The organism is Curtobacterium sp. MCBD17_040, from assembly GCF_003234805.2.
GTDB lineage: Bacteria > Actinomycetota > Actinomycetes > Actinomycetales > Microbacteriaceae > Curtobacterium.
Window position 1 is genome coordinate 1,660,047 of sequence record NZ_CP126273.1, and the last position, 13,666, is coordinate 1,673,712.

A 13,666-nucleotide genomic window follows, 5' to 3' on the forward strand; every position below is an offset into this window, starting at 1 on the left:
CGCTGCCGAGAGGCCCCAGTCCTCGACACGCGCCATCGGTTCGATCGTCACTTCTGGATGGGTGATGAACGTGCACGGCATGTGGAGACGGTACCGAGGCCGCGAGCACGCGGCGGTGGTGCTGGAGGCCTGTCGACTGACGTCCACTCGGTCGTCCGGCCGAGCCACCTCGTCCGGGCGGCTGACGACGGCGGGGTCCCCGACGACGACGATCGTCCCACCAGCGCCCGGTCCGACACCGGAGCGAGGCGCGTCGACGGAGCGGACCGGCAGCGGTCCGACGGAGGGGAGTTGTGATGGACGACAGGTCGAGCGCGGCGGGGACGACATGGACCGCAGCAGGCACCGAGCACCCTGCACGAACAGCGCTGGTGGACGCGCAGTCGTCGGGGTTCGACCCCTGGGTCGCGTACTTCGAGGCGAACACCGCGCGACAGCAGCGACTCGAACGGGACTGGGACCGGTCGGCTCCCGTCGTGCTGAGCGACCGGCAGCGGCGTGGGTTGGTGCGGTCGTTCCAACGGCTCGAGCTCGGTGAGGGCGGCGACGGGGTCCGGCTGCTGTCCAAGGCGAGGGCGGCCGGCGACCCGGTGTACACGCGGGCCCTGGAGCTGCTCGTGTCGGAGGAGCAGAAGCACTCCGCGCTGTTCGGCGTGGGCCTCCGCCGGATGGGCGCACCCTCGCTCCGGAGGCACTGGTCCGACTCGGCGTTCACCCGACTGCGACGTCTGCTCGGGCTGCGCACCGAGATCGCGCTGTTCATGATCGCCGAAGCGGTGTCCGTCGAGTACTTCGAAGCGCTCGCGGACCACGCTCCCGATCCGATCCTGCGCGGGATCGGCGAGCGCATCCGGACGGACGAACGCGAGCACCTCCGGTTCCAGGTCGACGGACTCCGAGCCGGGTTCGCCGACGCCTCCGACCTCACGAGGGCCGCCGTCGGGGTCGCGTGGTGGGTCGTCGCCGTCGGAGCTGCGACGGTGTTGTGCGTCGACCACGCCGAGGCGCTCCGTGCATGCGGACGGCGACCGCTCGGCTACTGGGGTCGAGCACTCCGGCGGTTCCGTTCCGTCGCGCGGTCAGCGCTCTGGGGCGGGCACTCCCGCGAACCGTCGGAACCGGACGACCGTCCGCACCTGCTCGGCCCCGAGGTGGCGATCGACGCGGCGAGCTGACCCGCGCGCACCGTCAGGCGCACCCGCGATGCGGTGCCGACCACCCCGCTCAGCCCGCCTCCCCGTTCGCGAGCGCCCAGACCCGGTCCCGGGTCATCGGGAGGCGGTGGGGACGGACGCCGATCGCGTCGCGGACCGCGTTCGCCACGGCCGGCGCGACGGGGTTGTAGGGTGCCTCGCTCATGGACTTGGCGCCGAGGGGCCCGAGGGGGTCGTGCGTGACGGCGAACACCACCTCGGTCCGCGGCACGTCGGAGATCTTCGGGACCCGGTAGTTCCGGAAGCTGTCGGTCGTGACGCGGCCGGTGTCATCGAGCACGACCTCTTCGTACAGCGACGAGCCGATCGCCTGCGCGGTGCCGCCCTCGACCTGGCCGCGGAGCTGTTCGGGGTTCATCACGGTGCCCGCGTCGACCGCCTGGACGCTCTGCAGGATCCGGACCTCACCCGTCGGTCCATGCACCGCGACGCGGATCCCGTGCACCGTGAACGCCACGGATCGCGGCGTGCCGTCGTGGTGGCCGTGCGCGACGAGGGGACCGTCGGCGAGGAGCTCCGCGGCGGACACGAACTCGTGCCCGATCCGGACGCCGTCCGGTTCGACGGACACGCTCGGCCCGAGGATGCCCGACGCCGTCCGCGGAGTCCGCGCTGCGACGACGTCGAGGGCCCGGGCCGTCATCGCCTCGCGCAGGTCGAGGGCGGCCGCGTACAGGGCCTTGCCCGCGACGACGACCCCGGCCGAGCCGAACGCACCCGTGTCGTGCCGGGCGGCGTCGGTGTCCGACTGGTGGATGTCGACGCGATCGGGGGTGGTGCCGAGGGCCGTTGCGACGAGCTGCGCGTGCACGGTCGTCGTGCCGTTGCCGAACTCGGCCGTCCCGACGCCGATCCGGTAGCGCCCCTCGGGCGTCAGCGCCACGGTGGCGTGGGCGTGGTGGCCGCGCGGGGGCAGGGTCGCGATCGCCGCCAGCGCCATGCCCGATCCGAACGCCCAGTCGCCGGACGCGGGGTCGAGCGCGGGGCCGTCCATCCGCGGCACGAGGGCATCCCGCGCGGCGGTGTCGGGTCCGGTCCGCAGGGCGTCCTCGACCAGGTCGATGCACTGGTCGAGTCCGTAGCTGCCGTCGAAGTGCAGGTCGGACTCCTCGTCGGGGTCGGTGACGACGAGCGGATCACCCGGCACGATGACGTTCCTGCGGCGCATCGTGAACGGGTCGATGCCGAGGCGGCGCGCGAGTTCGTCCATGGCGGACTCGATCGCGAACACGACCTGCCCGAGTCCGTATCCGCGGAACGCCCCGCCGGGCAGGTTGTTCGTGTAGACGGACTCGGCGTCGACGCGCTTGGCCGCGCACCGGTACACGGCGACGGACTCGCTCACCGAGTGGAACATGACGCCGATGCCGTGGTTGCCGTAGGCACCGGTGTCCATGGTCTCGTCGACATGGAGGGCCGTGAGGACCCCGTCAGCGGTCGCACCGAGTCGGACCCGCACGCGCATCGGGTGCCGCGTCGGGGCGATCGTGAACTCGTCGCGTCGCGCGTACTCGTACTGCACGGTCCGACCGGTCCGGAGGACGGCGAGCGTCACGAGGTCCTCGGTCAACATCTCCTGCTTGCCGCCGAACCCGCCGCCCACCCGCTTGGCGAGCACCCGCACCCGCTCGGGGTCGAGTCCGAACACGCGGGCGATCTCGTCCCGGACCAGGAACGGCACCTGCGTCGAGGTCCGGAGCACGAGTCGGCCGTCGTCGTCGAACCACCCGCGGGTCGCGTGGGTCTCGAGCGCTGCGTGCGAGACCCGGCCGGTGGTCCACTCGCCCTCGACGGTCGCTGCCGACGCGGCCAGCGCGGCCTCGACGTCCCCGGTCTCGTCGTGGAACGCGGCGACGACGTTCCGACCCGGCTCCGCGATCCGGTGCTCGTCCGTGGTCTTGTCGCCGTGCAGGAGCGGCGCGCCCGGAGCGCGGGCGGCGTCGGGGTCGTGCACGCTCGGCAGCACCTCGTACTCGACGCGGATGTGCTCGCACGCCTGTTCGGCGATGCGCACGCTGTCCGCCACGACGGCCGCGACGCGTTGCCCGCGGAACCGCAGCACGCGGTCGAACACGCGGGTGTCGTCGGGGTCGTCGAGCCGCGACTCGTGGCGTCCGGTGGAGAACAGGACACCGGGGTCGTCGTGGTGGGTGAGGACCGCGTGGACGCCGGGCAGGGCCTCCGCGTCCGTGACGTCGATCGCGGTGATGCGTGCGTGGGGGCGGGGGCTGCCGAGCACCGCGACGTGCAGGAGCGCCTCGGTCTTCCGGACGTCGAGCGTGTACTCCTCGCGGCCCGTCACGATGCGCATCGCCGCCGGGGCGGCCACCGAGGTGCCGACGGCGTCGCCGGTGGTCGGCGTGCAGGTGTTCCGCACACCGGCGAGCGCGTCCTCGATCGCCCGGTAGCCGGTGCAGCGGCAGAGGTTGCCCTTGAGCTTCCGGTGCAGGTCGGCGTGGTCGTCCTCGGTCAGGGTCGACGCGGTGACGACGAACCCGGCGGTGCAGAACCCGCACTGGAACGCGGCCGCGTCGGCGAAGGCACGCTGCACGGGGTGCGGGTCCTCCGGCGTCCCGAGCCCCGCCGCGGTGGTGACGGTCGCACCGTCGAGCCGATGGGCCGGCGTGATGCACGCGTGCACGGGTGTGCCGTCGACGAGGACGGAGCAGGCACCGCAGTCGCCGGAGTCGCAGCCCTTCTTGACGGCCGTCACGCCGTGCTCGCGGAGCAGGGTCCGGAGGACCTGACCGGGCTGCGGGGCGACCTCGAGCTCGGCGCCGTCCACGTGGAGCCTCACGACGCCTCCTCGGTCCGGCCGGTGGGGCCGCCGACCGACGCGGCGGCCTCGTCCCGGAGTTCGTGTGCGAACCGCACGCTGACCGCGCGGCGCCACGCGGGGCTCCCGTGTGGGTCGTCGTACCAGTCGGTGACGTCGGCGAGCACGGCGGCCAGCGCGTCGTGCGATGGGACCGCGGCGAACCGGAGCACGGCCGGGCGCGGTGTCGCGGCGGTGACGACGAGCGTGAAGCCGCCGGGGACGCCGGAGGACCCGGGCGGGCCCGACCGACCCGGACGCCCCCAGCGCGCGGTGACGAGCGCCCCCGACCGACCGTGCGGGCTGAGCGACACCCGTCGGTACCCGGTCTCGTGGCGGAGCGCGGCGACCGGGACCTCGAACGCCCGCAGCACCTCGCCGTCCCGCAGGTCGAGCGTCCGCACGCCCTGCACGAGGTGCTCGACGGCCGTCCGGCGCTCGGCCCCGTCGGGGGTCCACACGACGGCCGTCGCGTCGAGCGTCGCGAGGAGTGCGATCATCGCTCCCGCGGGGAGCCCGACCGCGACGTTGCCGCCGACCGTCGCCGCGTTCCAGATCTTGAACGAGGCCAGGAGCGCGTTCGCGCACCGACCGACGAGCGGCCACGCGGTCCAGTCCGGGTCGGGGGCGGTGCGGACGAGGGTGGCGATCGTGCAGGTCGCGGCGATCGTGAGCGTCTCACTCGTGCGTTTCACGTCGGGCCACCCGAGCGTCGTGAGGTCGACGAGCCCGGTCAGGCCCGGCTGCTCCTCGGAGTGGAGCCAGGTGCCGCCGCCGAGCGGTCGCTCACCGGGTGCGAGGGCGAGGTCGTCGCGGTGTCTGGGTGTCCGCACGGTGCGGACGGTGACGAGGTCCATGGACGGATCCGATCTGCGGGAGGGGGACGGGGACGCGCGGGACGACCGGACCTCGGCCGTGCGCGATCATGCCCCGGTTCCACGCCGCGAGCGGTCGTCGGTGCGTGACCATGGCGACCTCCCGTCCCGGATCCGGGCTCGCCGCCGGACCTCGTGTGCAGCGACGCTACGGTCGGCGTGTTTCGGCCGAGGGGTCGGCGTGTTTCCGCCCGGTTACGGCTGGCGGGGTGTCGGCCCACCCGCCGAGACATGCCGGAAACACGGCTGTGCGATCCTCCCGACATGCAGCCTCAGCGAACCGATCCGGGAGGCACGGTGCACGCGACCGCGCCGGTCGCCGTCCGCGGCCACCGCGTCTGGACGGACGGCGCGTTCCGTCCGGCCACGGTCCTCGTGCGGGACGGCCTCGTCGACGCCGTGCTGCCCCTCGACGCACCGGTGGAGGTGCCGGTCGTCGAGCTCCCGGCCGGCCGCGTGCTGCTCCCGGGGCTCGTCGACACGCACGTGCACGTGAACGAGCCGGGCCGGACGGAGTGGGAGGGCTTCGCGTCGGCGACCCGGGCCGCGGCGCTCGGCGGGGTCACGACCATCGTCGACATGCCGCTCAACTCGGTGCCCCCGACCACCACCGTCGACGCACTCGCCGTCAAGCGGGAGCGGGCCGAGGGTCGGGTCGCGGTGGACGTCGGGTTCTGGGGCGGCGCCGTCCCCGAGAACCTCGGTGCGCTCCGGCCCGTGTGGGACGCCGGCGTGTACGGCTTCAAGAGCTTCCTGGCACCCTCGGGCGTCGACGAGTTCGGCCACCTCGACGCCGACCAGCTCCGGCGTGCACTGGCGGAGGTCGCCGCGTTCGACGGCGTGCTCATCGTGCACGCCGAGGACCCCGCGCACCTCGCGGACGGCGGAGCCCTCGGCACGGGATACGGCGCGTTCCTGGCGTCGCGTCCACCGGCCGCCGAGGAGGACGCGATCGCCCGGGTGATCGACGGCGTCCGCGCGACCGGGGCACGGGCGCACGTCCTGCACCTGTCCGACGCCGGGGCGCTGCCGATGCTCCGTGCCGCGAAGGACGAGGGGCTGCCGATCACGGTCGAGACCTGCCCCCACTACCTGACGATCGACGCGGAGTCCGTGCCGGACGGCGCGACCGAGTTCAAGTGCTGCCCGCCGATCCGCGAGGCGGGCAACCAGGACGCCCTGTGGGCCGGACTGCTCGACGGCACGATCCACATGGTCGTCACCGACCACTCGCCGTCGACGGTCGACCTCAAGCGGGGGAGCGGCGGCGACTTCGGCCTCGCCTGGGGTGGCATCGCGGGCCTCCAGGTCGGGTTCCGCGCGACGTGGACCGAAGCGGCCCGGCGGGGTGTGCCGCTGGAGCGGATCGTGCCCGCGTTCACCACCGGGCCGGCCGCCCTCGTCGGCATGACCGACCGTGCGGCGATCGCGCCCGGCGCCGTCGCGCACCTCGTCGAGTTCGACCCCGACGCCGAGGACACCGTGCACGTCGAGGCGCTCGAGCACCGCAACCCGATCTCGGCCTACGACGGACGGACCCTCCGTGGCCGCGTCACGCGCACGTGGCTGCACGGCGCGCAGGTCGCGACCGCCGACCGGGGCGTGACCGCGGTCGCAGGACGGCTGCTCCGCCGTGCCTGAGCGGCAGGGGGGACGCGCCGTGAAGCGGGCGGACGTGACGGAGTGGGGGACGGTCCTCCCGGACGGCGTCCTGCAACCCGGGACCGGACCGGTGCGGGGCGACCACCTCGTCGAAGCGCGACCGGGCGATGTGCTGTGGGGGCGCCTCCCGGCACGTGACGACCGGCCGGTCACGACCGTGCAGCCCGGCGACACCGTGACGTTCGACACCGTGAGCCACGAGGGGATCCTCGCGGACCAGGGCGGCGATCCGGTGGCGTTCTTCGCCCGGCACGGCGTCCCGCGGGAGTTCGTGCTCGACGACGCCGTCGCGATCACCGAGGAGCTCCGTCGCGACCCGGTCGACGGGCCGCACGTGGTCTCGCGGCCGGTCGCCGTCGCGGGCGCGGAGCCCGGCGACCTCGTGTCGATGACGCTGCTCGAGGCGCTGCCGCGCGTGCCGTACGGGATCGTGTCGAACCGGCACGGCCGCGGGGCGCTCCCGGGCGAGATGCCGCGCGGCGAACTGCCCGTGAGCGTGTTCGCGGACGTGGTCGAGCGCGACGGCGAGCTGCACGGCCGTCTGCCGGTCGCCGAGGACGGCCCGCGCCTCGTGACGTTCCCGCTCCGGCCGTTCCTCGGCATCGTCGGCGTCCAGGTGTCCGACGACCTCCGCCCGCACTCGGTGCCGCCCGGCCCGCACGGCGGCAACCTCGACATCGCGCTGCTCACCGCCGGGACGACGCTGCACCTGCCCGTGCAGGTCCCGGGCGCCGGGGTGTACGTCGGCGACCCGCACTTCGCGCAGGGGGACGGCGAGGTCGCGCTCACCGCCATGGAGGCCTCGCTCCGCGCCACGTTCCGGGTCGACGTCGTGCCGCGGGAACGCGCACTGCAGGAGTTCGGTGAGCTCGCCGGACCGCTCGGCGAGACCGCGGAGTACCTCGTGCCCACCGGCCTCGACGCCGACCTCGACGAGGCCGTCCGGCGGTGCGTCCGCCAGGCGATCACGCTCGTCCGTGCCCGGTGGGGTGTCGACGAGCACATCGCGTACGCGTACCTCAGCGCCGCGACCGACTTCCGCGTGTCGCAGGTCGTCGACCTCGTGTGCGGGGTGCACGCAACGATCCGCGTGGCCGACTTCGCCGCGGTACCCCGTGCCGCGGTGCCCCGTCCGGCGGTGCCCCGTGACCGGTGAGGTCGGCGGGGTCGACCCGCGCGCGACGGTGGCCGGACCGAGCTGGCCCGAGGGCCTGCACGCGGCGTTCGACCGCTACGAGGCGGCGCTGCTCGCCGACGACGTCGCGGTCCTCGACGCGCTCTTCGAGCCGGGGCCGGAGACCCTCCGCGCCGACGCGGCCGGGCTGCTCGTCGGACACGACCGGATCAGCGCCTTCCGCTCGGCGCGTGGCGGTGTGCCCGGGCGGAGCATCGGGCGGACCGAGCTGCGACCGCTCACCGACGACGTCGTGCTGGTGGTGGCCGAGTCGCACGTCCACACCGGTGGCCCGGGCATCCAGACGCAGCTCTGGCGCCGCACGGAGGGCTCCTGGCGCATCGCCGCCGCGCACGTGACCAGCCGGGCACCCGCGTTCGACCGGACGATCTGGCGCGTCGTCGGCGACCCCCTGGTGCCCGGCGCGTCGGTGCCGGCGCCGGACCGAGGAGCACGGGACCCAGCGCTCCCGCTCGCCGGTACCGCGCTCCCGCTCGCCGGCGTCCGGGTCGCGGTCAAGGACCTGTTCGCCGTCCGCGGGCAGGTCGTCGGTGCGGGGAACCCGGTGTGGGAGCGCGAGGCCCTGCCGGCGACCACCCACGCTCCGGCCGTCCGTGCCCTCCTCGACGCGGGCGCCTCGATCACCGGCATCGCCCGGACCGACGAGTTCGCCTACAGCATCGCGGGCCGCAACGCGCACACGGGCACCCCGCCGAACGGCGCGGCGCCGGACCGCATGCCGGGCGGTTCGACCTCCGGCCCGGCGGCTGCCGTCGCGCTCGGCCAGGCGGATCTGGCGCTCGGCACCGACACGGCCGGGAGCGTCCGCGTCCCCGCCTCGTACCAGGGGCTCTGGGGGCTCCGGACGACGCACGGTCTGGTGGACCGGGAGGGACTGCTCCCGCTCGCGCAGTCGTTCGACACGATCGGGTGGCTGGCCCGGGACGCCGCGACCGTCCGCGCCGCCGCGGTCGCGTCCGGTGCATCCGGCCCCGCCGATGCGCCGCCGGACCGAGACGCCGCCGACGCGCCCCTCGACGCCGCCGACCTGGTCGTGTCCCGAGCGCTCCTCGACGCGGTCCAGCCCGCGACCGGCGCTGCCTTCCGGCGGTGGCTCGCGGCGGCCCGGCTCGAGCCCGACGAGGTCGCGCTGCCGCCGCTCGACGAGCTCGCCGAGACCCTCCGCGTCGTCCAGGCCGCCGAGGCGTGGCGGAACGACGGCACCTGGGTGACCGCGCACCGCGACGCCCTCGGCGTGGACGTGCTCGCCCGCTTCGACGCGGCCGCCGCCGTGGACGCCGCGGCCGAGGCCACGGCCCGCCGCCGACTCGCCGAGCTCCGCACCGCGGTCCGGACCGCGCTCGACGGACGGGTCCTGTGCCTCCCGACCGTGCCCGGCCCCGCGCCGCTGCGCACGGCCGACGCGGCGGACGTCCAGGTGGTCCGTACCGCGACGCTCCGCATGACGGCCGTGGCCGGGGTGGGCGGTCTGCCCGCGGTGTCCGCACCGTTCCTCATGGTCGACGGCGCACCCGTGGGCGTCTGCCTCGTCGGCCCACCGGGACGCGACGTGGCGCTGATCGACCTCGCCGTGTCGCTCGGCACGCCGCGGCGCTGAGCGGCAACCGAGTGGCGGCACCTGTTACACGCCTGAAACGACCGGCCCAGTAGCGTCGACCGTGGAACGGAAGGAACACGTATGCAGCCAGTCGACCCGCCCGCACGACTCCTCATGGGTCCCGGCCCGGTCAACGCGGACCCGCGCGTGCTCCGGGCGATGTCGACCCCGCTCGTCGGGCAGTACGACCCGTGGATGACCGCGACGATGACCGAGACGCAGGGCCTGTACCGCCAGGTGTTCGGCACCGACAACGACGCCACGGTGCTCGTCGACGGCACCTCGCGCGCCGGGATCGAGGCCGCGCTCGTGTCCCTGCTGGCGCCGGGTGACCGGGTGCTCGTGCCCGTGTTCGGGCGCTTCGGCCACCTGCTCGTCGAGATCGCCACCCGCGCGCAGGCCGAGGTGCACACGATCACGACCGACTGGGGCCAGGTGTTCCCGCCGTCCGTGATCGAGGAGGCGATCATCGCGACCCGGCCCACGGTCCTGGCGATCGTGCAGGGCGACACGTCGACGACGATGAACCAACCGCTCGACGAGCTCGGCGCGATCTGCGCCCGGCACGGCGTCCTCCTCTACACGGACGCCACGGCGAGCCTCGGCGGCAACGCGTTCGAGATGGACGCCTGGGGGATCGACGCGGTCACCGCGGGCCTGCAGAAATGCCTGTCCGGTCCCTCGGGCAGTGCGCCGCTCAGCCTGTCCGACGCCGCCGTCGCGGTCGTGCGGTCACGGCACTCGGTCGAGGCCGGCATCCGCGAGCCGGGCGACGACGTGCAGGACGACCCGATCCGGTCGAACTACTTCGACCTCGGCATGGTCCTCGACTACTGGGGGCCGCGACGCCTCAACCACCACACCGAGGCCACGAGCATGCTCTACGCCGCGCGCGAGTGCGCCCGCGTGCTCCTCGACGAGGGGCGCGATGCCTTCGCCACCCGGCACGCCCTGGCCGGCGCCGCGATGCTCGAGGGGGTCCGCGCGCTCGGCCTCAGGGTGTTCGGCGACGTCGCCCACAAGATGCACAACGTCGTCGCGGTCGAGATCCCCGAGGGCGTCGTCGGCGACCGGCTCCGCTCCGCCATGCTCGAGGACCACGGCATCGAGATCGGCACCTCGTTCGGGCCGTTGCACGGTCGCGTCTGGCGGATCGGCACGATGGGGGTGAACGCCCGGAAGGACGCCGTCGTGACGACCCTCGCCGCGCTCGAGCAGTGCCTCCGTCGTGCGGGCGTCGCGGTTCCGCAGGGGGGCGGCGTGGACGCCGCGCTCGACGTCTACGCGGGCGAGCGCGCGACGCCGACCGCGGACCGGGAGGCACGGTGACGGAGCCGACCCGCGCCTCCCGTCCGTCGGCGGCACGGGCCGCGACGATCGCCGACCGCTGCGACGAGCTCGCCGCCGTGACCTCGATGGAGGGCGGCATCCGCCGCGTGTACCTGTCCGCCGAGCACGCGCGGGCGAACACGATCGCGGCCGGGTGGATGGAGCAGGCGGGGCTGCGGACGTGGCAGGACGCCGCGGGCAACCTGCACGGACGGGTGGCGGCGCTCGGCGCCGACGGAGACCCCCGACCGGTGCTCCTCGTCGGCTCGCACCTCGACACCGTGGTGGACGCCGGCCGGTACGACGGCATCGTCGGCGTGCTCATGGGCATCGCGCTCGTCGAGCTGCTCGGTGGCCGCGTCCACGACCTGCCGTTCGCGATCCAGGTCGTCGCGTTCTCCGACGAGGAGGGCACCCGCTTCGGCAAAGCACTCCTCGGTTCCTCCGCGGTCGCCGGCGTGTGGAACGACGCGTGGTGGGACCTCGTCGACGGAGACGGCACGACGCTGCGCGACGCGTTCACCGCGTTCGGGCTCGACCCCGCCCGGGTCGGGGAGGCCGCCGTCGACGCCGGATCGCTCGCCGGGTACCTCGAGGCCCACATCGAGCAGGGCCCGTTCCTCGACCGGTCCGGGCAGGCACTCGGTGTCGTCACGAGCATCGCGGCTGCGCGACGGTTCAGCGTCGAGGTCGTCGGGGAGGCCCGGCACGCGGGCGGGACACCGTACGAGATGCGCCACGACGCGCTGCTCGGCGCGGCCGAGGTGGCCCTCGCGGTCGAACGGACCTGCGTGGCCGAGCAGCACATCGGTACCGTCGGCACCATGACGGTCGAACCCGGCGCGGTGAACGTCATCCCCGGGCACGCGCGGCTCTCCGTCGACCTCCGGGGCGAGTTCGACGGCGGGCGGGACCGCGTGTGGGACGCCCTGGTCGCGGAGTTCGACCGGATCGCGGACCGCCGCGGCCTGACGATCACGCCGACCGAGGTGCACGCCGCGCCCGCCGTGTTCTGCGCACCGCGGCTCATGGACGCCGTCCGGACGGGCATCCGGGCGACCGGCGAACCGACCCCACCGGAGCTGTTCTCGAAGGCGGGCCACGACGCGATGTCGCTCGGCCTCGTGACCGACGTCGCGATGCTGTTCCTCCGGAATCCGGACGGCATCAGCCACCACCCCGACGAGTTCGTGTCGGTGGCGGACATCGCCCTCGGGCTCGACGCGCTCGTCGCCGCGGTCGAGGCGCTGGCGGCGGCGGAGGTCGGCCCGTGACGGCGCCGGACCTCCGGAGTCGGATCGCCCGGGTCTGGGACGACCTCACCCCGGCCGAACGACGGGTCGCGGCCGTGGTCCGGGACGACCCCGAGCTCCTCGTCCTCCGCACCTCGGCGGAGACCGCGGCCGAGGCCGGCACGTCGAAAGCGACCGTCAGCCGGCTGGTCCGCGCGCTCGGCTACCGCGACGCCGCCGACGTCCGCGAGGCACTCATGGCCGCCCGCGGTGCCGGTCTGCCCTGGTCCGCCGAGGACGCCGCGCACGTCGACGCGCGCGAGGTCGAACGCCGGAACCTCGACGCCGCGTTCGCCTCCCTCGGCCGGGCCGACCGGGCGGGACTCGCGCGCCGCATCGTGCACGCCCGACGCGTCACCGTGGTCGGGGTCCGCAACGCCCATCCGATCGCGCTCCAACTGCGCGCCCAGCTCGCCCAGGTCCGCGCCGACGTGCGACTCGCTCCCTCCGCGGGCCAGAGCGTCGGCGAGGACGTCGCCGACGTCGGGGCCGAGGACCTCGTGGTGGTCGTGACCGTGCGTCGGCACGCCGCGGTGGTCGGCGCGCTCGTCGAGCAGTGCGTCGCGAACGGTGCCGACGTCGTCGTCATCGCCGACCCGACCGCGGCGGTGCTCGCAGCGTCCGCACGCACCCTCGTGCTGTGTCCGGTCGACTCGCCGTCCGCCTTCGACAGCCTCGCCGCGATGGCGGCGGTCGTCGCGGCCATCGCGAACGACGTGTACGACGCGAGCGGCCCGGCGGGACGCGACCGCGTCGCCGCCATCGCCAGCTCCTACGCCGCGCTCGGCGAACTCGACGAGGGCGACCGTCGGCGCCCCACAGGACGACCGGGAGGCCCGCAGCGGCACCCGGGGGAGGACCGCCATGGACGTGACTGAGTTCGACGCACTCGATCCAGACGCTGCGGCGGCGCTCGTCCGGAGCTGGGCCGACGTCCCGCGCTGGGTGGACGCGGTCGTGTCCGCCCGTCCGTACGCGACGACCGCCGCGCTCGCGCAGCACGCCGGCGACCTCGCGGCCGGCTGGACCGACGACGAGGTCGAGGCCGCGTTGGCCGACCACCCCCGCATCGGCGACCGGGCGACCGGCACCGGCGCGAGCGCCGCGGCGTCGCGGACCGAGCAGGCCGCCTCCGCCGACACGGACGCCACGACCGCGGCCGCGATCCGCGAGGGCAACGTCGCGTACGAGGCGCGGTTCGGCCGGGTGTTCCTCATCCGTGCCGCCGGCAGGACGGGTCCGGAGATCCTCGCCGAGCTCCGACGGCGACTCGACGACGACGACGACACCGAGCGGGCCGAGGTCGCGGAGCAGCTCCGCGCGATCGCCCTGCTCCGGCTCGAACGGAGCGTCGCATGAGCCACGTGACCACCCACGTCCTCGACACGACGCACGGGAGGCCCGCGGCGGGCATCGCCGTCACGCTCACCGACGCCGCCGGCTCCGTGGTCGCGGTCGGCACCACGGACGAGGACGGCCGGGTCGGGGACCTCGGCCCGGACCTCCTGCCGCCCGGCGCGTGGACGCTGACGTTCGCCACGGGGGAGCACTGGGCGCGGCTCGGGCTCCCCGTATTCCACCCGCGCGTCGACGTCACCTTCGTCGTGCCCGAACCCCCGGCGGGCCACTACCACGTGCCCCTGCTCATCAGTCCGTTCGCCTACTCCACCTACCGAGGGAGCTGACC

At 74.7% G+C, this 13,666-nt stretch carries 11 protein-coding genes; 9 read left to right on the top strand and 2 right to left on the bottom strand.

The window, feature by feature from the left end:
- Positions 1-371: 371 nt before the first annotated feature.
- Positions 372-1,175, top strand: coding sequence for a ferritin family protein (locus tag DEI94_RS07870; protein WP_111027772.1), 804 nt, complete (start codon positions 372-374; stop codon positions 1,173-1,175).
- A 49-nt stretch (positions 1,176-1,224) separates the two neighbouring features.
- On the opposite strand, the gene DEI94_RS07875 is transcribed toward DEI94_RS07870, so the two are convergent.
- Positions 1,225-4,011, bottom strand: a complete 2,787-nt coding sequence (locus tag DEI94_RS07875) for a molybdopterin-dependent oxidoreductase (protein WP_111027773.1) — start codon at positions 4,009-4,011, stop codon at positions 1,225-1,227.
- On the bottom strand, positions 4,008-4,886 hold the full coding sequence (locus DEI94_RS07880) for an FAD binding domain-containing protein (protein ID WP_111027774.1): 879 nt from the start codon (positions 4,884-4,886) through the stop codon (positions 4,008-4,010). The genes DEI94_RS07875 and DEI94_RS07880 overlap by 4 nt, the downstream gene beginning before the upstream one ends.
- A gap of 282 nt (positions 4,887-5,168) precedes the next feature.
- On the opposite strand from DEI94_RS07880, the gene allB reads away from it, so the two are divergent.
- The 8 genes from allB to uraH all read left to right on the top strand — a co-directional run bounded on the left by allB (position 5,169) and on the right by uraH (position 13,664).
- Complete coding sequence (allB, locus tag DEI94_RS07885; RefSeq protein WP_111027775.1) at positions 5,169-6,545, top strand: allantoinase AllB; 1,377 nt, start codon at positions 5,169-5,171, stop codon at positions 6,543-6,545.
- Positions 6,538-7,722 carry an acetamidase/formamidase family protein gene (locus tag DEI94_RS07890; RefSeq protein ID WP_502869674.1) on the top strand — a complete coding sequence of 395 codons (1,185 nt, stop codon included), beginning with the start codon at positions 6,538-6,540 and terminating at the stop codon, positions 7,720-7,722. The genes allB and DEI94_RS07890 overlap by 8 nt, the downstream gene beginning before the upstream one ends.
- Positions 7,712-9,358, top strand: coding sequence for an AtzH-like domain-containing protein (locus DEI94_RS07895; RefSeq protein WP_258378107.1), 1,647 nt, complete (start codon positions 7,712-7,714; stop codon positions 9,356-9,358). Before DEI94_RS07890 ends, DEI94_RS07895 begins: the two co-directional genes overlap by 11 nt.
- An 81-nt stretch (positions 9,359-9,439) precedes the next feature.
- Positions 9,440-10,687, top strand: coding sequence for a pyridoxal-phosphate-dependent aminotransferase family protein (locus DEI94_RS07900; RefSeq protein WP_111027776.1), 1,248 nt, complete (start codon positions 9,440-9,442; stop codon positions 10,685-10,687).
- A complete protein-coding gene (locus tag DEI94_RS07905; RefSeq protein WP_258378109.1) occupies positions 10,684-11,961 on the top strand; it encodes a M20 family metallo-hydrolase in 1,278 nt (425 codons plus the stop codon). Before DEI94_RS07900 ends, DEI94_RS07905 begins: the two co-directional genes overlap by 4 nt.
- The gene (locus DEI94_RS07910) at positions 11,958-12,857 is read left to right on the top strand and encodes a MurR/RpiR family transcriptional regulator (protein ID WP_111027777.1); all 900 of its coding nucleotides are present in this window, start codon (positions 11,958-11,960) and stop codon (positions 12,855-12,857) included. The genes DEI94_RS07905 and DEI94_RS07910 overlap by 4 nt, the downstream gene beginning before the upstream one ends.
- Positions 12,844-13,338 (top strand): 2-oxo-4-hydroxy-4-carboxy-5-ureidoimidazoline decarboxylase, encoded by a 495-nt coding sequence (gene uraD / locus DEI94_RS07915; RefSeq protein WP_111009327.1) that lies wholly within the window; start codon positions 12,844-12,846, stop codon positions 13,336-13,338. The genes DEI94_RS07910 and uraD overlap by 14 nt, the downstream gene beginning before the upstream one ends.
- Complete coding sequence (gene uraH, locus DEI94_RS07920) at positions 13,335-13,664, top strand: hydroxyisourate hydrolase (protein WP_111008990.1); 330 nt, start codon at positions 13,335-13,337, stop codon at positions 13,662-13,664. Before uraD ends, uraH begins: the two co-directional genes overlap by 4 nt.
- Positions 13,665-13,666: the final 2 nt, after the last annotated feature.

Excerpts from the sequence above, each read along its gene's own strand:
- DEI94_RS07880 (WP_111027774.1), bottom strand. The coding sequence starts at position 4,886 with ATGGACCTCGTCACCGTCCGCACCGTGCGGACACCCAGACACCGCGAC.
- allB (WP_111027775.1), top strand. The coding sequence starts at position 5,169 with ATGCAGCCTCAGCGAACCGATCCGGGAGGCACGGTGCACGCGACCGCG.
- DEI94_RS07900 (WP_111027776.1), top strand. The coding sequence starts at position 9,440 with ATGCAGCCAGTCGACCCGCCCGCACGACTCCTCATGGGTCCCGGCCCG.
- uraD (WP_111009327.1), top strand. The coding sequence starts at position 12,844 with ATGGACGTGACTGAGTTCGACGCACTCGATCCAGACGCTGCGGCGGCG.
- uraH (WP_111008990.1), top strand. The coding sequence starts at position 13,335 with ATGAGCCACGTGACCACCCACGTCCTCGACACGACGCACGGGAGGCCC.